The sequence below is a fragment of the Planktothrix prolifica NIVA-CYA 540 genome (assembly GCF_963864145.1).
Lineage (GTDB): Bacteria > Cyanobacteriota > Cyanobacteriia > Cyanobacteriales > Microcoleaceae > Planktothrix > Planktothrix agardhii.
On sequence record NZ_CAWLTW010000001.1, the window covers coordinates 5,177,034 to 5,202,255 of the forward strand.

Consider the following 25,222-nt stretch of genomic DNA (forward strand, 5'->3'; position numbering starts at 1 on the left):
TTTGAGCTTAAGGATTATCTAAGGTTAACTGTCGAATCTGTTGAAATTGAAAATCCCGGGCTAAAGATTTCAGAACAGTGGATAAAGTTTGATGTTCCGAGGGAATTTGTTGAACTAAATGTAGAACTTCTTCTTCATCACAGAGAAGACAGGCTTCTTGTAGGGCGATAATCCATTCCCTCGACATCACTAATAGACTTTCGGAGGTTAAGGACGGGTTAACCGAAGATGAGAGGATGGAGGATCTGGGGGCGGAAGTGGTGGAGTTTGCATAGACGTATTTTAACTTCAAATATTCGGCCATTTTACTGAATAGTTCATTTTCCTGGAAAGGTTTACTCAAGTAGTCATTACATCCGGCCGATATAGCTAAGTTACGATCAGTTTTGGAAGCATAGGCGGTTAAAGCAATAATCACGGTATTTTCACCCTGTAAACTCGCACGAATTTGTTGAGTCGCCTGATAACCATTCATAATCGGCATTCTAATATCCATCCAGATTAAATGGGGTTGCCATTCTTCCCATATATGGAGAGCTTCTTGTCCATTTTCAGCCTCTTTAACCTGTAGACCGATTTGAGTTAATAATTTGATCATCAGTTGGCGATTTTCGGGTTGATCATCCACCACTAAAATTTTATATTCGGGTTGACCCGGAGCTAAACTTAAGACCTGGCGACTAATTTCTGGGGATTGAATTTGGCTTCCCTGGGTCACCAAGATGGGAATTTCTAACCAAAAGATACTCCCAACTCCCAGGGTACTTTTCACTCCCAAATTCCCTCCGATTAATTCAACAAATTTCCGGGTAATTGTTAATCCTAAACCTGTCCCTTCTAGGGCTTTCTTACCCGATTGACTTTGAATAAAAGCATCAAAAATATTATTCAATTCTGCCTCGGCAATTCCCACTCCTGTATCCTCAACTTCAAATCTAAGAATTAGGTTCTGGCTATTAACTGTTGAAGGTTGGAGATTAGTAGTTGATGATTGATGGTTAAAGGGTTTATATGCAATGACAGAGGACGATCGGATTTCTTCGTCATAGATGCAAGACACAGTTAAAGTAACACTTCCTTTCTGGGTAAATTTAATCGCGTTTCCCAAAATATTAATTAAAATCTGGCGGAGTTTATTGGGGTCTGTGATGATATATTGAGGAACATTAGGTTGAAGATTAAGACAAAATTTTAATCCTTTAGTTTCTACTCGTAAAGGGAACATTTCCCAGATGGATAAAATTAAATAATTGAGATCAAAGGTACTTTCATCAAAGGTCATGCGTCCGGCTTCTATTTTGGATAAATCTAAAACATTATTGATTAAATGGAGCAGATAATCACCACTACGGCGAATAATTTCTAAATTTTCTTGTTGATAGGCGGGAAGGGCTAAATCATGACTCATTAATTGAGCAAATCCCAGAATTGCATTTAAGGGAGTTCTTAACTCATGACTCATATTAGCAATAAAAATACTTTTAGTTTTATTGGCAACTTCTGCAGATTCCTTAGCTTTTTGCAGTTCTAATTCTACTTGTTTGCGATCGCTAATATCTAAAGCTGTTCCAAACAGTTGTACAATATTTCCCTGCTCATCTCTGACCCCTTCCCCCCGAACTTCTAAATATCGAATTGAACCATCGGTGCGAATAATACGATAATCTAGTTCATAGGAAATTCCTGATTTAATTGCTTGTTTAATATGATATTCAATATTCCTAAGATCTTCAGGATGAACATACTGTAAATACTCCACATAACTCGATTCAGTCTGGGATTTTTCTAATCCAAAAATTCTTAACATTTCCTCTGACCAACTTATTTTTTGAGTGGCGACATCAAATTTCCAATTACCAATATGAGCAATTCTTTGAGCTTCCACTAATGCTTCTTCACTTTGTCGTAATTTTTCTTCAGCAATTTTTAGTTCGGTTAAATTTCTAATACTAATCACAACTCCAGAAATATTTTGATTAAGTTCATAATAAGGGGCGTAGGTAACACTCAAAAATTGATGTTTCAAAGGAGGTAAATCTGACCAACAATGGTAATGAATTACTTCTCCTGCTAAACAGCGTTCTAAGTTGGGTTTCATAATCTGTTCAAATTGATCATAACCCACAAAATCCATCACTGGACGACCCATTAATGCTTCTAAAACTTGATGATAAAGATTCAAATAAGCCGGGTTAGCTAACTGATAGGTATAGTTTTGATCAATCAAACAAATTTGATCCGTTGTCGCCGCCACAATTCTCTCATAACGACGCAGGGCTTCTTCCGTCCGTTTGCGTTCACTAATATCTTCACAAATTCCCATCGCAGCAATAATTTGACCTTGGGAATTTCTGACTAAAGCAGTTGATAAACTAATATCAATTAAAGCTCCGTCTTTGCGTAGACGTTTGGTTTCCACTTGGCTTAAGGTATTAGCTGAAAAAGTATTTTCCACTATTTGTTGAAATTCTTGTTGAGAATCCGTAGGAATTATCGGTAATTTTTGACCCCTTACTTCCTGAACATTCCAACCAAAAATCCGTTCCGCCGCCGGATTCCAAACTAATATATTACCATTATGATCAATAACATCAATAGCAACGGGAGCAGCTTGAATGGTAGCTTGTAATAGATCATTAATCGCTTGTAAGGTGGCTTCAGTTTGTTTGCGTTCCGTAATATCTTGATAAACCGTTAAAAAGAGTTCTCCCCATTCATCTGCTAATAATACCGTTGAAATTAATAGGGTTTTAGTTTCTCCCAATTTAGTAATAATTGTGGTTTCAATATTATGTAATGACTCTTGATGAATCACCTGTTGTAACCGTTCACTCGCCTGTTGATAAGCCAGGTTATCGGGATAGAGTAACCGCATAAAATCCGGGTGACTTTGAGTATCTTCTAAACCATATCCTGTGATTCTTTCCATCTGGGAATTAAAGATCAAAAATTTGCCTTGGGTATTGCTTAAAGTAATCCCATTTCCAATAGTTTCAATCACTGTTTGTAAGCGTCTTTGGGTGATTTTTAGTTCGGATTCTGCTTTTTTACGATCATTAATATCAACCCAATATCCCACGATTTCTAAGGGTTGACCTTTGGAATTTCTAACTAACCGCATTTGCATATCTAACCAATGATAGGTATGATCAGCGTGTAGAAATCTATATTCATAATTAAATATATCTCGCTTTAAAATATGCTTTAATCCTGAGCGTAAAAGTTTGATATCTTCAGGGTGAACATGGTGTAACCAAAAACCGGGATTTCTGATAAATTCATGGGCGTAATAACCCAATAAAGAATGGACATTATCACTGATAAAAGTAATTTTATACTCTCCCTCTTGTTGACAACTAAAAATTACGGCGGGACTCACAGTTAATAAATATTGCAATCGTTCACTGACAGACCTTAATTCTAATTCTACTCGTTTCCGTTCAGTAATATCTAATAACACTCCACCGACACCAGAAGCACTACTATAAATATTAGTAGATAGGGGAAAAAATGAAGCCATCCAATAACTACGCATACCCGAATCATTATATTCACCACTAATTTCTAAATCTAAGATTGGTTCACCTTTACTTAATACTTCATCACAGACAAATTCTAAAATGGTTGTATATTCAGAAAATACATCTTGAATTGATTGACCAATATGAGTATCAGCCGAAATTCCGTGCATTTTTGCGATTGAATTATTAACTTTAATAAACTTTTTTTGATCATCTAAAATTAATAATCCGGCGGGAGCGCAAGCAAAAAAAGCATCTAACCAGGATTCTCGTTGAGCTAATTCTTCTTCCAGTTGTTTACGGTGAGTGATATCTTGAACTTGGGTAATAAGATATAAGGGATTTGCTTGATGATCTCGAACAATATTACCATTGAGTAAAATCCAAATAATCTGTCCTTGTTTATGGATATATCGTTTCTCAAGTTGATAGGTCTGAATTTGATTATTTAATAGGCTATGGAGATACTGAGTATCTGTTGCTAAATCATCGGGATGGGTAATTTTCTGAAAGTTTAAATTAAGTAATTCTGATTGAGGATAGCCGACAATTTCACATAGGGCTTGATTTACCCGTAACCACTGACCCTCTAAACTCAAAATTGCCATACCAATTGAGGCATTTTCAAAGATACTTCTAAATTGTTCTTCACTTTGGCGCAGATGGGTTTCTCTTTCTTTACGATCAATCAATGATTGATTTTTAATCCAAATATCATGTCCATAGATTGATGAAATTAAGCCACTCAAAATTAAGCTAATGATGTTATAAATCAGATGAATCAGAATAGAATCGGTAAAAATTAACTGAACAATGCCAATAAATAGACTCAGAAATCCTAACCCAAAAATCAATAAATTAATCGGGATAGAAAAAACTTTTAGATTTTCTAAAGATTGAGTAGGATTTGATGAAAATGATTGTTTCTTACTCATCAGAATACCTGCACTTTTTAGTTAATATGGTTAGAAGAATAATCTTAGTTAAAAAACTCGGTTAAGATGACAAATGACAGACAATATTTTTACCTTTATTTTTGGCTTTATAGAGGGCTTGATCTGCTTCTTTTATTAGTATTTGTGGTTCTTCATCCCCTGATGGAATTAAACTACTGACCCCTAAACTTAGGGTAATTACACCCTTTCCAGGGGATGTTTTATGGCATAATTGCAAATTATAAACAGCCTCTCGAATGGCTTCTGCCACTTGTAATGCCCCGGTTAGGGAGGTATTGGGAAGAATCACGGCAAATTCTTCTCCCCCATAACGGGCAACTAAATCCGCAGGACGTTTGAGGCTTTGATTAAGGGCTCTGGCAACTTGTTTTAAACAATCATCTCCGGCTAAATGACCATAGGTATCGTTATATAATTTGAAATAGTCAATATCAGCTAAAATCAGAGAGAGGGGCAGTTTTTCTCGTCGTAATCTTAGCCATTCTTGTTCTAAAATTTGATCAAATCGACGGCGATTTGCTACTTGGGTTAACCCATCTAAATTCGCTAGATTTTCTAATTCTTGATTAACCTGGTGTAGTTGTTGATAAAGTTGGGATTGTTCGATGGCGATCGCTAATTGATCGGTGACGACCACAGCCAATTCGACATCGGTTTCTGACCAGGGTACGGAGTGATGGCGAACAATACTTAAACTTCCCCAAGCATCCCCATGGGAATAAATAGGAATCGGCAACCAAATTCTGGAATATTGTTCAATTAAATCCTGATTACAGGGATCAATAACTGTTTCTGGATCTTCAACACAAAAAGTCTGCAATAATTTTAGACGTTCTGTTAATAAATAACCGGAATTAGAAAGTTTGGTATTGACTAATTTAGCTAGATCAGAATTGGGGAAATATTCAACAATCGGTTGCCAACTATTATATTGGGATAAATGTTGAACAATTGCCACCCAATCAGCTTGTAAAAGTTGACCAATTTCAGTGACCGCCGTAGAAAATACCGTTGATATTTCCAGGGAATTACGAATCGCCCGAATTACTCGATTTAAAGCTTGTTCCCGTTGATATTGGAGCCGTAAAGCCTCTTGAGCTTGTTCCCGTTCTAAAATTTCAAGCTCAAGTTGTTTTTTGTGCCATTGAATGGTGAGTTGATTTTTTACCCTAGCCAACACTTCTTCGACGTGAAAAGGTTTAGTAATATAATCTGAACCTCCCACACTAAAAGCTTGGACTTTATCTAATCCATCACTTAAAGCACTAAGAAAAATAATCGGAATATCCCGAGTTATAATATCTTCTTTTAAGATTTTACACACTTGATAACCCGACAAATCGGGCATGAGAATATCTAATAAAATCAAGTCAGGAGGACTCTTTTGAATGGTCTCCAGAGCCTCGTAACCATTACTAACGGCTCGAACTTTATAGCCATTTTCTCGAAGTAGATTGACTAACAGCCTTAAATTTGCTAGTGTATCATCAATAACTAGCAGATCTGCTCTGGGTGCAAAATTATAAGACACATACATTCGCTCTAATTCAGCTAACATAATAAACCTCAGATTAAACCGTCCTTAATCCGCCAGTCCGAGATTGCTATCCATTATACCTAGATTAAAGACCTAAGTTTTGTTTATTTTACCTTAATCTGTTCTGAACGGCAGTAAAGTTAATAATTCTACAACATTAGACCGGAGTAAATTTTCAAGCAGATTTATTCAGTTTAAACCGAAAAATTGTAAATAAAAACTTGGGAAGCAAATAAAAGTTTGAATTTCTTAATGATTTGTTATATTTTTGAAGTCTCTTATTTGATCTTCACAAATCTAGTGTTTATATAAAGGGTGCTATTGTGTAATTGTAAAATCAATGTAAAGCTATGATCAAATATTGCCAATTATCCCAAATAAAGCTATAATGCTCGTGGGAGTATTCTTACTCCGGGCATCTAACAGTTTATTAGGTCAGGAAAAAATTGATTAGCAAATCTTATCACACTTCCGACCATTCTACGGGTCACTCCTTTTCTGTCTCTTTAGGGATGACAGCAGAAGTGATCTATGAGTTTTTCCTGCATGGGGTACAAACTTCCAGTCCAGAAGTCGTTTTAGATAGCTTTGAACAACTATTTTTCTACCTGCTGTGTCCACGCCAGCCCGAGGTGCAAAGAGCTTTAGAGACTATTTTGAGTGTGGAAACGGGAGAATCTTGCTTTCATTCAACGATTCAAAGATGTTGCTATATTCTGATTAATAATTGGTTACTTAAACGTCAGCAAAGGTTGATTAAAAACCTGATCCAAAGATTATCAAACTCCCCGGATATTTATCAAACTTGTTTATCCATTCAAGAAAGCCGACTAATTCTATGGCTGAACAACTTTTTAAGCAGTGAAGATTATCAAAATTTACTCCAATGTGCGAATTTTGATCGCAATAATTGGAGTAGCCGTTATCAATCCTATTTATTAGTTCCTCAATATCTTAATCCTCGCAATTCTAGGGAACAAAAAGAAGTCGCTCGTAATTTAGCAAAACAGCTTAAAGATCAATATAAATTTGATTTGGCGATGTATATTACCCGTTTAGACTCTCCAATGGGTAAAAATCACAAACTGAATAATCCTACCCAACTTGGGGATGAAGTCATAAATTTAATTAAACAAACAATTTCTACCCAGCGTGTGTTTAATTATGGTAATCAGGCTAACTTGTTTTTACAAAATACTCAAGATTTTGATTATCAAAAATTTAAACAATGTTTGCCACAATATTTGATGTTTAATGTCAGTCAGCAATATCCGGCGAATATTCTCAGGGAAAAAATAGAAGAAAAATTGCAATCTCTGTACCGTCTCCATGATCAGAAAATTGTTAATAAGGCTCTGATTATTAGAAGCTGTAACCGACTGCTAGAGTTTTTATTAATTGAACCCGGGAAACCCCCTTCATTTTTATTTAACTTAATGATTCGTCAGGGAAGTCAACTGACCTTAGTGATTTTACTGCTGAAATTAGTATTATTAGGGAGTTCCTGTCGAACCTATTTAGAAATTTGTATTGCCAATTTGGTTCAATTCTATCAAGACCATGCAGAATTCGAGTGTCAGGGTTTAATCCAATTTTTAGAAATTTTTAATTTAGTCTTTACCTTATTTACAGAAAATATTCAATATTTTTTAGTCAAAACTAAAGATTTAGAACCCGGAACTCAGTCGGGAACAGAATTAGACACCTATCGTTTATTTTCTCAATTTAAAGGGCCAGATTTACGCCGTACCAATCTCAAAGAAATTGAGTTAAAAGGTCAGGATTTACGCGGTGCAGATTTGCGCGATATGGATTTAAAATCTATTAAACTGATTCGAGTAGATTTAAGTCTAGCTAAACTCAGCCATGCGGATTTAAGTCAGGGAATTTTTACAGAAACTAAATTTTTTATTTCTAATCTTAATTATACGAATCTGACCGGGGCTAATTTAATCAAAACAGATTTTCGTCGGGCTGAATTGAAACACGCTAACTTAACTGCTACGGATTTACAACACGCTAATTTTAATCGGGCTGATTTAAGGGGAGCAATTATCACAAAAGCGAATTTACAAGAAGCGAATTTAGAAAATACTGATTTAACTGAAGTAGATTTATCAGAATCAAATTTACAAGGGGCTAACCTGAATCGAGCTAATTTAAAAGGAGCTAATTTAAAAGGGGCTAATTTAAAAGGGGCTAATTTAAAAAGTGCTAATCTCGAAGGTGTGAATCTCGAAGGTGCTAATCTCGAAGGTGCTAATCTCGAAGGTGCTAATCTCGAAGGTGCTAATCTCGAAGGTGCTATTTTAGAGCGGGCAATTTTATCTCAAGCTAACCTACAATCCACGAATTTATCTAATGTAAATCTCATGGGTGCAATGGTTAATCAAGCCAATTTAAGTCAGGCTATTTTAATCAATTCCCAACTGAGAGATACTAATTTAGCCCAAAGTAATCTGAGTTATGCTGATTTAACTAAAGCCGATTTAACTAGGGCTAATTTGATGCAGGTTGATTTCACTTATGCGTCTTTAATAGATGCAATTGTTCGTCATACTAATCTCAAAGATGCGATTTTATTATATGCCGATTTACAGGGCGCTAATCTATTTCGTAGTGGGATTTCCCAAGCACAAATTGTTGGGGTTAAATTAGGGAATAATGCGGGATTATCTGATCAAACTCGAATTTTCTTGAAGGGGGAGGAGATCTAATTAAACAACGTAGTGAGCCCTTCAGGGCTCTCATTAAGAGAAGATTTGATTAAACAACGTAGTGAGCCCTTCAGGGCTCTCTCTCATTAAGAAATTAAGAGAAGATGCGCTTAAGCGCAACAACGGGTAGAGACGAGCCATGGCGCGTCTCTACAGGGTAGAATTAAATCAGTTTAACTGCCCGCAGGGTAAACATGATTCCTGCTGCTGCGACTAAGGCACCCGCATAGATGACCAGGTAAGCGATCGCGCCATCGGCTGTAATCATTAGACATCTCCATAAACATTACTCCATTGAATCATGAGTGATCATTCTGTGACTATCCGTAACGGGTTAAAAATGGAATACAATTTTTAAGAGTCAGTTAATAAGGAAAAAATATGGAGTCGTTGATTCGAGTTAATTTAGGTTTATTATCTTATGATATTGCCATCGGTGCTGGAAATTTAGATCGTTTGGGGGAATTACTCACTCCTTTAAATTTAGGCAAAAAAATATTATTAGTTTCTAACCCGGAAATTCTTAACTATTATGGAGAACGCACTTGTACAGCGTTAGAAAAATCGGGATTTGATGTAGCTATTTGTAACCTTCCCGCCGGAGAAGAATATAAAACCCCCCAAACCCTGCAAAAAATTTATGATGCGGCTTTAAAACATAAATTAGAACGTTCCTCCACAATGGTTGCTTTAGGAGGAGGAATTATTGGAGACATGACCGGATTTGCGGCGGCGACGTGGTTACGCGGAATTAATGTTGTTCAAGTTCCTACCTCTTTATTAGCGATGGTTGATGCGTCTATTGGTGGGAAAACTGGGGTAAATCATCCCCAAGGAAAAAATTTAATTGGGGCGTTTCATCAACCAAAATTAGTATTAATTGATCCAGATGTTTTGCAAACCCTTCCTGAACGAGAATTTCGGGCGGGAATGGCAGAAGTGATTAAATATGGTGTGATTTGGGATCATAAATTATTTGATAAATTAGAACAATCCCAAAACTTAGATAATATTCAATCTTTAGATAGTGGATTATTACAAGAAATTTTAACCCGTTCCTGTCAAAGTAAGGCAGATGTGGTGAGTCAAGATGAAAAAGAATCGGGGTTAAGAGCAATTTTGAATTATGGTCATACCATTGGTCATGCAGTGGAAAGTTTAACCGGATATACCGTGGTAATTCATGGGGAAGCAGTAGCAATTGGTATGGTCGCCGCCAGTCAAATTGCGCTGAAATTAGAATTATGGGATGAAGAAAGCGATCGCCGTCAATTTGATATTATTGAAAAGGCGAAATTACCGACCCAACTTCCCCCCGGACTGAATATTGATCATATTTTGGAAAGTCTACAAACGGATAAAAAAGTTAAAGCTGGAAAAGTCCGATTTGTCTTACCGACTCGCATCGGAGCCGCAACGGTGACAGATATTGTCACTTCTGATATAATCCGTCAAGTATTAGAAACTTCTCCCGTTCGTTGTCTAGCTTAGATGGGCAAAACGTCAAATTAATGTCATCGGATTGACACATTAACTTCATATCGTCACGATAATCTTTGACATCCTCCCCGCCGTAAAACGGGCGGGGATTCCTCACCACGCCATCTTTTTAGGATGGTCGCTGAATGGAGTTGACGCTTCATAGACTGTTGCTACACAAAAAGTAGTCTTATACTGTCTCCACGTCCGTTTTAAGTCTCGGAATGCCCTCCCGCGACTTTGAGTTTAACCTCGTTTACAAGTTAAACTTTTTGTTAAATTTGTTGTTAACCAATGCGTTCAAGGTTGGACTTTACCATTGCCTTACATCCGCTTCCCCTTTCTCATCGTCAACCCCACAGGACTGTCAACCTTGATATTTGTTTCGGAGTATCTTTGATAGGGTGGGTTTTTTCACACCACTGGTATGTTAACAAAAAACCACAGCAATTCGGTAGTTTTGTTATTTATCTTAATAAAAAGCCGTCGTAGAACGACGGGGTTTTAAACCCATTTTTTCGATAAATCAAAGGCAAGTTAACTCCTCACACCAAAATCACGTTTCGTTCCTCACCACTGGCTCATCACCAGTGGATTTTTTTTACTTGATTATTTGTTGTTGTACACTGGAAAACACTGCACTTCAACCGGGCTGAATTCACCCATGAGAAAATGGACTCCGATTCTACTGTTAACCCTGTATTTACTGGCGGTGGGGGTAACAATTGGACTAAAAAATCAAGATTGGATTCTAGCACAGGGGATGACATTATGGCAACAACAGCCTGCTCCTGTCACCTTCGAGCGGGTGACGGCGGAAATGGTATCTTCACCCCCAAAACCCGCAGAGGTCAAACTGGTGGACGATGAGAAACCCCCAGAACCGCCCAAGTTGAAGGAGCCAGAAGCGAAAATGATGGTTAATGCTAATAATATTCCTGTCCAGGGAACCTGCGCCCTACAACCCGACCCGAACCCCCCAGTTAATGGTAGACCTGGGCCAGCCGTTAATCCAGTCACGTTATATCGGTTTCGTCGGCCAACGGATGTGCAAACGGCCAATCTTCAAGGGGGGGCGGGTTACACTCCCAATGAATATCAAGCCATGGCGAATGCGACGAATTACGGACAAAGATTTTTATATGATATTAATGGTCAGCCTGTGAATAATGCCCCGATTGTGGTGATTCATGAAACCGTATCGGATGTTTATAGTGCGGTAAATTTGTTCCAAAATCCCCAAGCTTCGGAGGATAATCAAGCCAGTTATCATACTTTAATTATGTTAACTGGGGATATTGTTTATATTGTTCCCCCGGATTTAAGAGCTTTTGGTGCGGGAAATTCGGTATTTGCTAGTTCAACGGGAACGGAAACCGTAAAAACCCATGTTAAACGTCCGCCTTCGGTGAATAATTTTGCTTATCATGTTTCTTTAGAAACCCCTGTGGATGGTCGGAATAATGCTAATTCTCACAGTGGTTATACGAATGAACAATATCAATCTTTAGCCTGGTTAGTAGCAAAAACTGGGGTTCCTGATGCTAGAATTACAACCCATGCGGCGGTTGACCGTTCAGGGGAAAGGCGAGATCCTAGAAGTTTTGATGCTCAACTGTTTGTTCAATATTTACAATCCTATCCCCGGACTCAGGAAATTATGATTAGTTGTCAATCAGCTTATTTGAATTGAAATTATAATAACAGCATAGCAAAGAGCAGAAAAAACTTATGATAGCTGCGAATGAAATTTCGACAAACTTAACAATTCCGATCTTAGAAAACGGCGACAAACTAACTCGTGATGAATTTGAGCGTCGCTATCAAGCAATGCCTGACCATCAAAAAGCAGAATTGATTGCAGGAATCGTTTATATGGCATCTCCTCTTAGAATCACCCAACATGGAAATCCCCATGCTCGGATTATCACTTGGTTAGGAAACTATTGGTCAGCTACACCGGGTATTGAATTGGGAGACAATGCGACAGTCCGTTTAGATGGTGATAACGAGCCTCAACCTGATGCGCTGCTAAGAATTGAACTGGGGGGACAATCCACCATTAGTGACGATGGCTATGTAGAAGGTGCACCGGAATTAATTGCTGAAATTGCTGCTAGTACAGTCTCCATTGACTTACATCAAAAACTGCAAGTTTATCTTCACCATCAAGTACAAGAATATCTAGTGTGGCGAGTTTATGACTGTCAATTTGATTGGTTTAGATTAAATAATGGAGAATATATTCAACTTGATCCTAATATAGATGGTGTCATTTGCTCTCAAGTATTCCCTGGATTATGGTTAGATAAAGAATCTTTATTAGCCGGAAATTTAGCTCAAGTATTAGCTGTTTTACAACAGGGTTTATCAACCGGAGAACATCAAGATTTTGTCAAAAGTAGGCGATCGCATACCAATGATAATAGTAATTGCCCTCAAAAGTCCTAATTATTTATTTTCCCCCAATTTCGGGGGCTAGGGGGCTAGATGGCTTGAAATGTATAGTGTTTAGAATGCTAAGATTATGAAGGATTTATCAGCACTTTTAGAACAGATTTCTAAAGTAGCAATATTTGCCCCCTAAATCCCCCAAAATTGGGGGACTTTAAGAGGTTGTTTTGTTAAAGCGATCTCGTTTGACTTACGAGCGCGATGGCAGTACCGCCGCCTGTCGGCATCGCTAACTCATTAGTACGCTACATATAGCGTAACTGCGTAAGTCCTGCTTAATTGCGATCGCACCAAAACTAACACCAAATCCGACCCCGACGGAAAGGAGCATCAGGCTCTTTTCGGGCTGCAACTTCTTGTTTAACTTGCTGTGACCAGAAACCATAATCCGAAAGTCCGGTCATCAGACAATCTTGTTGAATTTCTTTTTTTTCGGGTTTGCTGACAGATTTAGTCACCTTATTGTCTGCTGTTGTCTTCTTTTCCTCGCTCATAATTCTCTTAACTCCTAGTTAAATTTAAGTTAGATAAACAACCTATATTAAAATCCACATCCACAACCTGAAGACTTAAGTTGTTGATAGCTTCTGTGAGCAAAAGCCGCCGGATCATTGTAATTTGCACCGTGTAATAATTTCAATCTAATACTAAGTAATTCTTCTTCTGTTCCGTTAACCACATCTACAGAGCGATGGGGATAAATAACATCAGGTCTTTTGACTGGAGGGGAAAGGTTAGGTAATCTCATTTGATTTAATCCTTATTGATTATTTGTATAATCCCTGCTTACTAAGGAGGGTCTATAATCCCCCCATTAGTAAGGGGGGTAGGGGGGTTAATAAGCACTTGACCAAGAACGAACTTCACCCAAGGTGACAGGAATTGTATCACTAACATCAATGGTAAAGCGATAGATTTTTTTGGCGCGACGGCTATTTTCAGGGTCAAAGAATTTCAGTTTAACATCCCAACAATCACTATCTAAACGACAGAATGGACTCTTTTCTACTGTAATACTATCTAATTCATAACCAGCACCCACCGCTTGAGCAAAGGTTTGAGCGGCTTGGAAAGCATTAGTAGAAGCAAAATTTAAGGCACGATCTTGAGAGGTTGTACCTAAGTTGCGTAAATCATAATAAATCCGATTTAAGAAACTGCTTAAGGTGCGACGAATTGCATCTTCTTGAGCATCACCAGCTTCTGATTGCACACTTGCAATCGCAGCAGTAACTAAAGAATTAACTTTCCAACCGTACAAACCACGAGTATTATTAATCTCAATTACGGGAACAACTTGTCCTGAGAATAATTTAACACTCCGTCCAGTTAAAACACCAGGAATACTAACTCTTTGTACAAATTCAGGGCTATTTTCTTCTTGAATTTGTCCGCTTAAAAGTCCCTGTAACACTTCATAAACATCACGGGAAAAACCGCCTACGGGTTCGATCGCATAAATAGGAGTTAATTCTAAATTTAATGTCCAAATTAACGCTTTAGCTTCGGGTAAATTTTCCCCTAAATAATCCACCATTTGACGAGCATCGTAGGGATTAGAGGGAATCGTTGTTCCTTCAATACTAACACCTGGCATTAACTGTTTAAAGGAATCTCTACGGGCTTCTGAACCGAAATCATAACCCAATACACCTAAAGCATAAACTAAGTTTTTGCCTTCAAGTTCGCTAGGTGCTTCACTGGCGGTAACAAAATTTGAAGTACGGTTTGACATGGTAGGTTGGTTTGTAGTTTGTTGAGGGAATGAAGGAATATTAATCGGGGTTTGGGTAGTTACAGAAGCAACTATTTCATCAGGTTTGATTTCTGATGCTGTTTCTAGTTGATTATCCAATTCAGACTCGTTAATTTGAGTATCTTGGCAACCACAACCAGAAGCTTCTACGCTTTCTAATTCTAAGTCTTCGGACATTGTTTCTCCTGTTAAGTATTCTATCGCATCAAGGATGTTTAATTTTCCCATTAAACAGCGACTTTGATCATCGGTGTCTTTGGGATTACAGGGAGTAGCACTTGCTAAAAGGGCATTTTTGACTTTTTGAGGGTCAGGTTTTTCCCCTCTTTTTATTTGTAAACTCAGTAATAAAGCGGCCACTCCACTCACAATAGGAGTCGCAAAACTTGTACCACTCAATCTAATTGTACCACCGTTGGGTTTTGCTCCTAAAATATCTTTTCCAGGGGCAAGAATGCCTTGCTTTTGGTATGCGTCTCCCCAGTTACTAAAATCAACGGGTTTACCCTGGTCATCCATTGCTCCCACTGCTAAAACGGTGGGCAAAGATGCGGGGACGTGCAAACATTCACAGCCATCATTTCCCGTTGCTGCGATTAGCAATACGTTGTTTTCTTGGCATAATTGAATGGCTTTTTCTAGCCAAGTATCTGCTTCTCCTGCATCAGTTAATTGTCCCGCACTAACATTAATAATATTAGCACCATTATTAACAGCTTGTTCGATCGCACGGGATAAGTCTAATTGCGATAATTTTAGACTTTCATCGGCAAAAACGGGAACAATTAAGCCTCGACAATTGGGAGCAATTCCTGTTACTGGTGAATCATGTTGACCGAATATAATACTAGCAACATGAGTCCCGTGAGTTGACATTGAGCCGTTGGCGTTGGCTTCTCCCGATACTAAACTAGGGAGTCGGGTTAAGTCAGCACCGATGAAACAGGGGTGATTTTGGTCAACTATACCGTCAAGTACAGCAACACAAATTTTAGGATCACCTCTAGTTTCTGACCATAGTTTTTTTAGTCCGGGAATGTTAGTCATTTTGGTTATCTGATTGTATTTGTTTTACCCCCCCCCAACCCCCCCTTAGTAAGGGGGGATTTTGGAGACTTTCTCTTAGTAAGGGGGGGCTTTTGGAGGCTTCTGGAGGCTTTCTCTTAGTAAGGGGGGGCTTTTGGAGACTTTCTCTTAGTAAGGGGGGGCTTCTGGAGACTTTCTTAAGGATTGAATTTTTTCTGTGATGATTTCACAAACTGCTGAAATATTATCATATACGTCATCATTGGTAAACCTCAGAAAAGTAATTCTAGCTGACTCGATAAACTGTTGTCTTTCTTGGTCGTATTCTTGCACTCCTTCTTGAAAATGACTGTCGCCATCAACTTCAATAGCAAGTTTAATTTCTGGGCTATAAAAATCAATAATAAATTGAGCTACACTATATTGTCGCCGAAATTTACAGTTTTCTAATTGCTTTCCTTTAAGTTGTAACCACAATTTTTGTTCCGCAGGAGTCATGTTATTGCGTAAAAATTGTCGTTTCTCTTTTTCAGAATTTCTGTTATAAAGTTCGGTCATATAGTTTAGTCATATTTAATCATAATTTTGTTCTTTAATACATAACCCCCCAACCCCCATTAGTAAGGGGGGCTAAAAGCTTTTAATTTCCCCTGAGTAAGAGTAGCTAGGGATGCTTCCTCTTATTCCCCCTTTAGTAAGAGTAGCTAGAGGTGCTTCCTGCTTCCTCTTATCCCCCCCTTAGTAAGGGGGGTTAGGGGGGTAGAAACAGATGGGAATGTTAGTCATTTTGTTCATGTTGATGTTTTTCTTGGTTATTTAATTTGTCAAGGATTTGTAATAACAAAGTCTAATATTTATAAACTGGTTGAATTAAATACCTCGGAGACTTTTAAGTTTAATTCTTTAAGTCCAGGAGAGGCAACTAAATCATCGTTGGTAAAATTACCGATTTCCCTATAGGTATCTCCAGTTAGTTCTAAGACTAAAATGGTTTGAGTTTGAGGATCAACAATCCAGTATTCGGGAATGCCACAATCTTGATATTGTAATTTTTTGGCGATGTAATCTCTATCTCTTTGAATTTCTCCAGGACTAACCACTTCAATGACTAATAAAGGTGGTGACATGGAAAGAAGAATAGTATTTCTCTTGGAGAGTAATTGAATATGTTCTTCTCGAATAATGGTCAAATTAGGGTAACGGTTTTTCGGTTCACCTCTGACTTCTAATTCTAAGCCATGACCTCTAACTCTATCAGTTCCTAGTATTAAAGCAAAAACCAAAAAAAGGCGATTAGCAATTTGAAAATTAAACCCTGATTCTGGTGGCATTTCTACCAATTCTCCATTAAATAATTCACAGAGTTTTTCTGAATTATCGTCATATTGCAGATATTCAGCAAAGGTTTGAAAGCGGGGTTTCGTGATTAACATCAATTTGACTCCATTTTAAATGATTTGTAATAATAAAGTCTAATATTTTCAATTCTCGTTTTTTCTAATTCGCTTAGAAGACTGTGCCAAGAAATATAAAGGCTTTTGCCAAAGGTACAAACCGAAGGAGAAGAAGACCCCAACCCGATCGCACTGGGGTAGTAAGCTGTTGGCTGGGGTTCATCTCTCGAAACAGGGTTCTAGCACTCATCCCCAAAAATCTAAGTCTCATTTAGGTAATACCTACCACCAAGGGTGCCAGGTATCCGAAAGCCGCGAATTAACAAGGATTGTGAGTCAATTCATAGAAGCTAACCGTGCGCCAAGGGAGGCAGAAAAAGACTTTTGAAACTTTTTGAGGTGAGTGTTAGAGTGATGGGGATTACTCGGCATCGTCGCCCGCAAAAGGATACTCAAGTTTCCACCGGTCAAGGGGTGTCACTGCTGTACCACCCACAACAGAGGAGGTGGTATTGATTTCCCGTTGTACGGGAGCGGCTTGTTGGGGTTTGAGGTTTTTCTTAGTCATGGTTTGTTTCTCCAGAATTTAAGGTGAAATGTGACTTGATGAGCATCGTAACCAAATAGCTCAAGACTTGTCAATACTTTTGTGGGAATTCTTGACTAAATGCTTCCTGTAATTAATATTAAGTAATACTTAAGTCATATTGCTTACAAGCTATCATCAACCACTTACCCCAAAAAATCTAAATCTCGTTTTACTTTTCTACCGTGCCAGGTATGGTCAAGCCCCGAACTGACAAGGATTGTGAGTCAATTCATAGAAGCTAACCGTGCGCCAAGGGAGGCAGAAAAAGACTTTTAATACTTTTTGAGGTGAGTGTTAGAATGGAAGCGATTATTCTGCGTCGTCGCCCGCAAAAGGATCTAGAAATAGAAATAATGAATTCAGGGGTGTCAGCCCTGTACCAGCCTCAGAGGAAGTGGTATTGATCTCCCGTTGCACAGGAGCGGCTTGTTGGGGTTTCAGGTTTTTCTTAGTCATGGTTTGTTTCTCCAGAATTTAAGGTGAAATTTGACTTGATGAGCATCGTAACCAAATAGCTCAAGACTTGTCAATACTTTTGTGGGAATTCTTGACTAAATGCTTCCTGTAATTAATATTAAGTAATATTGCTTACAAGCTATTACCAACCACTCACCCCCAAAAAATCTAAGTCTCGTCTTGTTCAAACCCCGTGCCAGGTATCCGAAAGCCTCGAACTGACTAGGATTGTGAGTCAATTCATTGAAGCTAACCGTTCTTGATTGCGAGGATTAAATAAAGAAACCAACTCCTCAGATTCAGAATCAATAGCCTCAGTTTGTATCCACTTATATTGATTACATAATTCACAAGCTAAACATAAATTATCTTCTGTATTAGCACCACCTTTAGCTAAAGGCTGGATATGATCAATTTGTAATCTACCCATAATATAATCTTGGTGACTTAGGCAATATTCACAGCGATTTCCTGCCCGTTGTCGAATCCTTTGGCGTAAGGCTTCTGTGAGAAAACTCATGGTAATAAAGGTTCTCTCAATCCTCGTTTAACGGCTTCAGCTAACGCCATTGACTTTCTTAATTGTCCCATTTGGTAAATTGAGATTAAAACCAATAATTCATAGCCTTCAGCTTCGATTAAGCCAGTATTTTTTCCCTTAGCTTGTAATTCTCCTAAACGTTGATTTTGAACTGCATCCATTTTTAAATTAGATAACTCAATAACTTCGGAATCTAAAAGATGGGAAACTTCAACATTATTGCCAATTGCTGAGAGATTATTAAAGGTAGGTAAAACGATTTGCAAGGTATCAATTAAAACCTCTGATAACTCTCGCGCTGTAGCCAGTCCTAGACATTGGGCAGATTCAACTAAGCTGTTGGGTAAATTAATAGTAATTTGAGTCATCTTTTCTGTATAAATGGGTTTTACGTTGATTATAACTTAACAAAGTGTTCTTGTAAGTTATAGGCGATCGCACTATCAAGTACAGCGACACAAATTTTAGGATCACCTCTAGTTTCTGACCATAGTTTTTTCAGTCCAGGAATGTTAGTCATTTGTCGTTTAACCCAACCTATTTTTAGCGATTAGTAGTTGCAGATGAAGAAAAAGCCTTATTTGCTTGGACATAAATTTTCAACGCCACAGACATTTGTTGTTGTGCCGTTTCTCCTTGTGCTTGAAACCAGGCAAAAGTTTCTGAATCTACTTCAACTTCTACAGTAACAGGAGGCTTAGGGATTCGCAATTGTGCTTTAGTCCAAAAACCTTCTGACAGAGCAGGAATATCAGAAGTATCAATATCCTCATCTTTCATCGCATCAATTCTATTCCAATCTGTTTTTGATATATTGCTCATAATGTTTTTGTTCATAAGATAATGCTTTTCTTAAAGATATAATACGAATCGTTTGATCATCAGGTTCAGTATAGACAATAACCACAACTCGTCCATCTAGTAAACCAATAGCAACAAAGCGATCTTCTCTATAATTCTCTCGCTCATCCAATTCAACAACCATTGGTAGGTTAAAGATACGATAAGCATCTGTAAAGTCAAATCCATGTTTGATCAGGTTAGTTTGGTTTTTGCCCTCATCCCATTCAAATTTCATAGATTTATGATAGCAAAAATAATCAATTATTATGTGCGATCTCTTATATACAAAGGTTTTTGCCAAAGGTACAAACCGAAGGAGAAAACCCCAACCCGATCGCACTGGGGTAGTAAGCTGTTGGCTGGGGTTCATCTTTCAGAAAAAGGCTCTACCACCACCAACCCAAAAAAATCTAAGTCTCGTCTTGTTCAAACCCCGTGCCAGGTATCCGAAAGCCCTGAATTAACTAGCATTGTGCGTCAATTCGTTGATGCGAACCGTACGCCATGGCAAGTAGAAAAAGACTTTTGACACTTTTTGAGGTTAGTGTTAGAATCAAGGGGACTACTCCGCATCATCGCCCGCAAAAGGGTGTTGCCAGATAAAACCCAAAGGGGCGTATAGCCAAATTCTGGTTATATTATTTTGTCTTTTTCAGAAACTCAGGAAGAATCTATGACTCATTTACTAGAAAAAGCATTCCAAGAAGCTCAAAAACTCTCAAATTATCTTCAGGATGAACTTGCACAACAATTACTCGAAGATATCGAGAATGAGTTAAAATGGCAAGAAAGTTTATCTAATCCAGATATGGATTTAGGTATTTTTCAAGAAATGGCTCAGTTAGCATTACTTGAAGATGAAGAAGGTAAGACTGAAGATAAGGGTTTTGGTGAGAAATAATGCGATCATCAAGAACTAGAAGTTTTAGAAAATTATTTACAGTGCATGGACAGCAATGAGTAAATCATTCCCTCCAATTGGTTTTCCTTGACTTTCTAAATAGGTACGGCTTTTAGCATAATGATCATCAACAGAAATATCTAAAGACAGTACATTAATATTATCTAAAATTAAGGCAATTCTTTCTTTTAGTCGAGAGGAGTTGCTTTTTTCTGCTCCAAAGCGTAATTCACACGCAACAATTACACTGGTACAAATTTTATCCTCACCAATACTTTGAATTTTGGTAAAAATCTTGCCTGTTGGATGTTTAACAAGATCAGATAAAATATTGGTATTGTGAGTTAATTCGTTGATGCGAACCGTGCATCCTGGCAAGTAGAAAAAGACTTTTGACATTTTTTGAGGTAAATGTTAGAATTAAGGGGACTACTCCTCCCAAAGATTCTGATTCATAATGAGGTCTAAAAAGATGGTAAGAGTTGTTACCCTAGAGGATGCCTTAGAGATAGTCAAACAGCTTTCTCCTCTTGATAAAGTACGCCTAATTGAAAAAATGACTCCTGATATTAAACAACAGTTAGCTGTTACTACCCATCAACCTCATAAATCTTTGCGGGGGTTATGGCGAGGTGCTAATATTAGTGATGAAGATATCGCCGAAGTAAAACAACAGATAGGAGCTAACTTTCCTCGTGAGGATATTTGATGAGTAACGCGGTGACAGATACTCACGCTTTGATTTGGTATTTAGAGGATAGTCCACGCTTGAGTTCTGTGGCTAACCAAGCTTATGCTGGTGGTTGAGTCTTTGTAATGATTATTAACAATGCTTATTAGCAAATAGGTAAAGTTTCTCTGTACAATGCTCAAGAGTAGAGTGCTTCTAATGTAAACTAAAATTATTTGCTCGATAACTATAACTATGCCAGATTTAATTACTATTCCTGGAATACCTGAACTTTGGACTCAGACCAAAGGCGATTCTCGGATTAAAATTGCTATTCTTGACGGTGCAGCAGATTTAGAACGTGCTTGTTTTAAAGGTGCAAAGATTACTCAATTTAAACCCTATTGGGCAGAAGATATTGAACTCAATGATGAGTATTATCATTATTTAAAATTAGCGACAGAATTTAATCAACAACAAAAGGCTAAAAAAGAAGACCCAGATCACGATAAAGAAGAAGCAAAAAAAGAAAGAGAAGCCTTTTTTAAAGATTTCCCTGAAGACATTAAAAGACGGATTGATTTATCTAGTCATGCTACTCATATTTCGAGTACAATTTTAGGACAGCATGGCTCTCCCGTGGAGGGTATTGCGCCTAATTGTACGGCGATTAATATTCCGATTTCCTTCGCAGGAGATGATTTTATTTCCTTTGTAAATCTTACCCATGCGATTAACGAAGCCTTAAAAGCCGAAGTTAATATTATTCATATTGCAGCTTGTCATCCTACTCAATCAGGAATGGCTCAAGAAATCTTTGCCCGTGCTGTGAAACAATGCCAAGATAGTAATATTTTAATTGTGGCTCCGGGTGGTAATGATAAAGGTGAATGTTGGTGTATTCCTTCAATTTTACCCGATGTTTTAACAGTGGGTGCAATGCGTGATGATGGACAACCATTTAAGTTTAGTAATTATGGTGGTGACTATCAACAGAAAGGGGTGATGGCTAACGGTGAAAATATCTTAGGGGCTGAACCTGGAACCGATATTCCGATTAAACAACAAGGGACGAGTTGCGCTGCACCAATTGTTACCGGAATTTCCGCTTTATTAATGAGTATGCAACTGCAAAGAGGGGAAAAACCTAATGCTGAAACCGTGCGACAAGCTATTTTACAAAGTGCTATTCCTTGCGACCCGAAAGAAGTAGAAGAACCGGAACGTTGTTTGTTAGGTAGATTCAATATTCCGGGGGCTTATAACTTATTAACAGGAGAACGATTAACAACGGTTAAAACTTCTGAAATCAGACAATCAGAAATTACTATTCCTGTTAATAATATTACTCCTCTAACTAAAATAGAAAACCCAATTAACAGCCCATTACTAACTTTAAGTAATGTAATTGCCAGCAATTCTTCGGCCGTAGCTGTGGCTAATATTACCGCTAGTCAACCTACTAATGGTATTACTGCTAGTGCTGCATCCAAACTGGTTTATGTTTTAGGAACAATTGGTTATGACTTCGGAAGTGAAGCCCGACGGGATAGTTTTAAACAATTAATGCCAGCCGTAGAAATTGACGGTACAATAATTCCTGCTAATCCTTATGATGCCAGTCAAATAGTTAATTATTTAGCCGAAAATCCTTCAGAAAGTAAGTCTTTAATTTGGACAATTAACCAAGAATTTAACCCAGTTTATGCCCTGGAAGTAAAAGGAGGATTTGCGGCTGATGTTTATGAAATGTTAAACTTAATGTTAGCCGGACAAATTGAACCCGAAAGCAGTGATGATTATGTTGAAAGGGTGAGTATTCCTGGGCAAATTACGGATAAAACAATTACTCTATTTTCCGGTCAAGAAGTTCCTGTAATTACGATTAATAATATTAGGGGAATGTACGGCTGGAAAGTAAACGGTTTAGTGGATGCAGCCTTACAAACCCTTTCTGAAGAACTAGCTGACGCTAACGAGATTGAAATGCGAAGAAGTTTAAGTAGTTTCCTGAAACGAGTCTATTTTGATTTGCAAAATTTAGGAAAAACCTCTAAAGACCGGGCGTTAAATTTTGCAGCAACTAACGCTTTTCAAGCCGCCTCTAGTTTTGCTCAAGCTGTTTCTACCGGGATGGAATTAGATACAATTGAAATCGAAAAAAGTCCTTTCTGTCGGGTTAATAGTGATTGTTGGGATGTTAAATTAAAGTTTTTTGATCCTGAACGGGGTTTGAGAGCCAAAAAGGTTTATCTTTTTAGTATTGATGTGAGTTATATGATTCCAGTGACATTGGGGCAAGTTCGTTCTTGGTCTGTACCTAAGTAGGGATTATTCATTGTTTTGTGATGAAATTTAGATTTTTGAACACAGAGACATTGAAAAATTGAAACAATTAGTGTACTTATAGCCTAACTCTACCACCCAGTAGATATTATCAACGGTCTCAATTAAACTTTTTCTGCCCATCGTCGGAAAATCATTGCCAGTTTAAGTCTGTTATGATTAAATTAAGAATTGTGACAAACATTTGACTTTTCCTCTCCTGTGAGGGAAGGATTTCACCCGTTCATATCGTGTTGAGGAGCAGCCACAATGAAAGCCCTGATCCAGCAAAACCCCCGTGAGATTGCCTCCCAAGTGGCGGACTATTTTAGCCGCAGTGTGGGAAATTGGTATTCAGAACGGCGCTACTACACACTTCCAGAGGGAAATACCCAAGAAGTCGCCAGCGAGATTACCGTAGAGTTTTTAGAACCGGGCTGTCCTGATCTGCTCGATATTGCTCAATTACACCAATTAGATGACCCGATGCTCCTCAGTTGTGGGTCAAAAGTGACTTGGAAAAGTTCTAATTCCATCTCCGGTAAAAAAATGTCCACCGGATCAACTCGGTTTGGGGTCTGTGACACCTGGCTTTATCGAGATCGGGGATTTATGACACCCAAACCCGTTGTGGCTGAATTTTATATGCTCGATGTCAATACGTTATGTCTGAGAAGCGAGTACAATGGTTCTATGTTTGAAGAAGAAATTAAACTGATTGGCCAACGATACCGCACGCGGCAAACGATTATTTCACGGGCTGGGGAACAAACTATGATCGGTCAGTATTTAGAGAAACGGATTGAATAGCGACCGTGAAGCGAAGGTTTTTTCTACAGGGAATCGGTGCTTTAACTTTAAGTCAGGTCGTAGCTGGATGTAAACAAGCTGCGGCACTGACGGTTGAAGTCCTCAAGGGTTCTGTTCCCGCGCAAGTGGCGAACAAGTTTCGACAACAATTCGGCCGAGGGGCGGTGAATTTTGTTCCCCAAACCCAACTCAAAGATTTATTTGAGCGCTTGGAAAAAGGCCAGTCCAAACCTCCAACTCAGCCTTCGTCCCAAGCTAATTTGGTGATGATTGGGGATTTTTGGTTACATTCGGCCATTCAACAAAAACTGATTCAACCCCTTGATCCGAAATTATGGCCCGCTTGGTCACAACTTCCGTCCCGTTGGCAAAATATTGTCCAACGCAATACCCAGGGTGAAGTTGATCCTAAAGGTCAAATTTGGGCGGCGCCCTATCGTTCGGGTAGTACAGTAATTATTTATCGGGTTGATAAGTTTCAGGGGTTGGGATGGACACCGAAAGATTGGAGTGATTTATGGCGTCCCGAATTACGTCACCGAATTTCTTTACCTGATCAAGCCCGGGAAGTGATTGGTTTAACCTTGAAAAAATTAGGTCATTCTTATAATACAGCCGATTTAAGTAAAGTCAAAAACTTAGAATCTGAACTGCTTAAACTCCATCAAAATATTAAACTTTATGATTCTAATAGTTATCTCAAACCGTTGATTTTAGGGGATACTTGGTTGGCGGTGGGTTGGTCTACGGATATTTCTCCAGAAGTTCAATATCAAAACGGGTTAGCCGCCGTTGTTCCTCAATCTGGGACGGCTTTATGGTCAGATTTATGGGTCAAACCTGCGGAGGTTCAATCTTCTCCTACCGCCACTTTAGCAGATAATTGGATTGATTTTTGTTGGTTGCCTCAAGTTGCGACTCAACTATCATTATTAACCGGAACAACATCCCCAATTATTTTGGGAATGAACCCCCAAGAGTTACCCCAATCTTTAAGGGAAAATCCTCTATTATTTCCTGATCAAGCTATTTTAAAAAAAAGTGATTTTCTCGAACCCCTTTCGCCCAATTCCGTGAAACAGTATCAACAGTTATGGGAAAAAATTAGACGGGGAAAGTTACAATAAATTTCTTTGATAATAAGTACCTAAACAAAATCAATTACACATCCTCTACCCTGTTCCCTCCCCCCCTAGCCCCCCGTGCACGGGGGGTTTGGGGGGGCTGTTCCCTGCCCCCTAGCCCCC

At 38.3% G+C, this 25,222-nt stretch carries 25 protein-coding genes; 9 read left to right on the forward strand and 16 right to left on the reverse strand.

The genetic code is table 11. The features are described from left to right. Positions 1-7: 7 nt before the first annotated feature. Positions 8-4,456 (reverse strand): PAS domain S-box protein, encoded by a 4,449-nt coding sequence (locus AC559H_RS23120; RefSeq protein ID WP_051319828.1) that lies wholly within the window; start codon positions 4,454-4,456, stop codon positions 8-10. Between the two features lie 61 nt (positions 4,457-4,517). After that, a complete protein-coding gene (locus AC559H_RS23125; protein ID WP_051319827.1) occupies positions 4,518-6,035 on the reverse strand; it encodes a GGDEF domain-containing response regulator in 1,518 nt (505 codons plus the stop codon). Between the two features lie 425 nt (positions 6,036-6,460). Between AC559H_RS23125 and AC559H_RS23130 the strand changes: the two genes are divergently transcribed. Continuing rightward, positions 6,461-8,731, forward strand: a complete 2,271-nt coding sequence (locus AC559H_RS23130) for a pentapeptide repeat-containing protein (RefSeq protein WP_148292244.1) — start codon at positions 6,461-6,463, stop codon at positions 8,729-8,731. A gap of 163 nt (positions 8,732-8,894) precedes the next feature. Here AC559H_RS23130 and petL read toward each other — a convergent pair whose 3' ends face one another. Next, the gene (gene petL, locus AC559H_RS23135) at positions 8,895-8,999 is read right to left on the reverse strand and encodes a cytochrome b6-f complex subunit PetL (RefSeq protein ID WP_071782514.1); all 105 of its coding nucleotides are present in this window, start codon (positions 8,997-8,999) and stop codon (positions 8,895-8,897) included. A gap of 113 nt (positions 9,000-9,112) precedes the next feature. On the opposite strand from petL, the gene aroB reads away from it, so the two are divergent. The 3 genes from aroB (at position 9,113) to AC559H_RS23150 (ending at position 12,661) form a co-directional block, all read left to right on the forward strand. Continuing rightward, positions 9,113-10,222, forward strand: a complete 1,110-nt coding sequence (gene aroB / locus AC559H_RS23140) for a 3-dehydroquinate synthase (protein ID WP_026794799.1) — start codon at positions 9,113-9,115, stop codon at positions 10,220-10,222. A gap of 652 nt (positions 10,223-10,874) precedes the next feature. Next, a complete protein-coding gene (locus tag AC559H_RS23145; RefSeq protein WP_026798604.1) occupies positions 10,875-11,903 on the forward strand; it encodes a peptidoglycan recognition protein family protein in 1,029 nt (342 codons plus the stop codon). A 38-nt stretch (positions 11,904-11,941) separates the two neighbouring features. Further along, the gene (locus AC559H_RS23150) at positions 11,942-12,661 is read left to right on the forward strand and encodes a Uma2 family endonuclease (RefSeq protein ID WP_026798111.1); all 720 of its coding nucleotides are present in this window, start codon (positions 11,942-11,944) and stop codon (positions 12,659-12,661) included. Positions 12,662-12,960: 299 nt separating this feature from the next. Here the strand turns inward: AC559H_RS23150 and AC559H_RS23155 are convergent, their stop codons facing one another. The 12 genes from AC559H_RS23155 to AC559H_RS23210 all read right to left on the reverse strand — a co-directional run bounded on the left by AC559H_RS23155 (position 12,961) and on the right by AC559H_RS23210 (position 19,504). Continuing rightward, positions 12,961-13,158, reverse strand: coding sequence for a cyanobactin biosynthesis PatC/TenC/TruC family protein (locus AC559H_RS23155; protein WP_026798605.1), 198 nt, complete (start codon positions 13,156-13,158; stop codon positions 12,961-12,963). Positions 13,159-13,205: 47 nt separating this feature from the next. Further along, positions 13,206-13,412 carry a cyanobactin biosynthesis system PatB/AcyB/McaB family protein gene (locus tag AC559H_RS23160; RefSeq protein ID WP_026794796.1) on the reverse strand — a complete coding sequence of 69 codons (207 nt, stop codon included), beginning with the start codon at positions 13,410-13,412 and terminating at the stop codon, positions 13,206-13,208. 87 nt (positions 13,413-13,499) lie between these two features. Beyond that, entirely contained in the window at positions 13,500-15,467 is a 1,968-nt protein-coding gene (locus AC559H_RS23165; protein WP_081696199.1) for a S8 family peptidase, read from the reverse strand. Between the two features lie 147 nt (positions 15,468-15,614). After that, on the reverse strand, positions 15,615-16,004 hold the full coding sequence (locus AC559H_RS23170) for an endonuclease domain-containing protein (RefSeq protein WP_026786028.1): 390 nt from the start codon (positions 16,002-16,004) through the stop codon (positions 15,615-15,617). Positions 16,005-16,300: 296 nt separating this feature from the next. Next, positions 16,301-16,879 (reverse strand): Uma2 family endonuclease, encoded by a 579-nt coding sequence (locus AC559H_RS23175; RefSeq protein WP_026794794.1) that lies wholly within the window; start codon positions 16,877-16,879, stop codon positions 16,301-16,303. 382 nt (positions 16,880-17,261) lie between these two features. Further along, positions 17,262-17,408, reverse strand: a complete 147-nt coding sequence (locus AC559H_RS23180) for an anacyclamide/piricyclamide family prenylated cyclic peptide (RefSeq protein ID WP_071783047.1) — start codon at positions 17,406-17,408, stop codon at positions 17,262-17,264. A gap of 330 nt (positions 17,409-17,738) precedes the next feature. After that, positions 17,739-17,885, reverse strand: coding sequence for an anacyclamide/piricyclamide family prenylated cyclic peptide (locus tag AC559H_RS23185; protein WP_071782772.1), 147 nt, complete (start codon positions 17,883-17,885; stop codon positions 17,739-17,741). Positions 17,886-18,120: 235 nt separating this feature from the next. Then, on the reverse strand, positions 18,121-18,405 hold the full coding sequence (locus AC559H_RS23190; protein ID WP_081694840.1) for an HNH endonuclease: 285 nt from the start codon (positions 18,403-18,405) through the stop codon (positions 18,121-18,123). Next, a complete protein-coding gene (locus tag AC559H_RS23195; RefSeq protein WP_026786032.1) occupies positions 18,402-18,794 on the reverse strand; it encodes a hypothetical protein in 393 nt (130 codons plus the stop codon). The genes AC559H_RS23190 and AC559H_RS23195 overlap by 4 nt, the downstream gene beginning before the upstream one ends. 29 nt (positions 18,795-18,823) lie before the next feature. Continuing rightward, entirely contained in the window at positions 18,824-18,946 is a 123-nt protein-coding gene (locus tag AC559H_RS23200; protein WP_267879849.1) for a hypothetical protein, read from the reverse strand. Positions 18,947-18,969: 23 nt separating this feature from the next. After that, positions 18,970-19,248 carry a hypothetical protein gene (locus tag AC559H_RS23205; protein WP_026786033.1) on the reverse strand — a complete coding sequence of 93 codons (279 nt, stop codon included), beginning with the start codon at positions 19,246-19,248 and terminating at the stop codon, positions 18,970-18,972. After that, positions 19,217-19,504, reverse strand: coding sequence for a BrnT family toxin (locus AC559H_RS23210; RefSeq protein ID WP_026794793.1), 288 nt, complete (start codon positions 19,502-19,504; stop codon positions 19,217-19,219). The genes AC559H_RS23205 and AC559H_RS23210 overlap by 32 nt, the downstream gene beginning before the upstream one ends. Before the next feature lie 408 nt (positions 19,505-19,912). Here AC559H_RS23210 and AC559H_RS23215 point away from each other — a divergent pair, with 408 nt between their 5' ends. After that, positions 19,913-20,170 (forward strand): hypothetical protein, encoded by a 258-nt coding sequence (locus AC559H_RS23215; protein WP_207184696.1) that lies wholly within the window; start codon positions 19,913-19,915, stop codon positions 20,168-20,170. 36 nt (positions 20,171-20,206) lie between these two features. Here AC559H_RS23215 and AC559H_RS23220 read toward each other — a convergent pair whose 3' ends face one another. After that, positions 20,207-20,548 carry a PIN domain-containing protein gene (locus AC559H_RS23220; protein WP_237746377.1) on the reverse strand — a complete coding sequence of 114 codons (342 nt, stop codon included), beginning with the start codon at positions 20,546-20,548 and terminating at the stop codon, positions 20,207-20,209. 94 nt (positions 20,549-20,642) lie between these two features. On the opposite strand from AC559H_RS23220, the gene AC559H_RS23225 reads away from it, so the two are divergent. From AC559H_RS23225 to AC559H_RS23240, 4 genes are all read left to right on the forward strand, one after another. Continuing rightward, positions 20,643-20,879, forward strand: a complete 237-nt coding sequence (locus AC559H_RS23225) for a hypothetical protein (protein WP_026786036.1) — start codon at positions 20,643-20,645, stop codon at positions 20,877-20,879. 216 nt (positions 20,880-21,095) lie between these two features. Continuing rightward, on the forward strand, positions 21,096-23,168 hold the full coding sequence (locus AC559H_RS23230) for a S8 family peptidase (protein ID WP_026794792.1): 2,073 nt from the start codon (positions 21,096-21,098) through the stop codon (positions 23,166-23,168). 267 nt (positions 23,169-23,435) lie between these two features. Continuing rightward, the gene (locus AC559H_RS23235; RefSeq protein ID WP_026794791.1) at positions 23,436-23,975 is read left to right on the forward strand and encodes a phycobiliprotein lyase; all 540 of its coding nucleotides are present in this window, start codon (positions 23,436-23,438) and stop codon (positions 23,973-23,975) included. A gap of 5 nt (positions 23,976-23,980) precedes the next feature. Further along, positions 23,981-25,102, forward strand: a complete 1,122-nt coding sequence (locus tag AC559H_RS23240) for an extracellular solute-binding protein (RefSeq protein WP_026794790.1) — start codon at positions 23,981-23,983, stop codon at positions 25,100-25,102. The last annotated feature ends 120 nt before the right edge of the window (positions 25,103-25,222 follow it).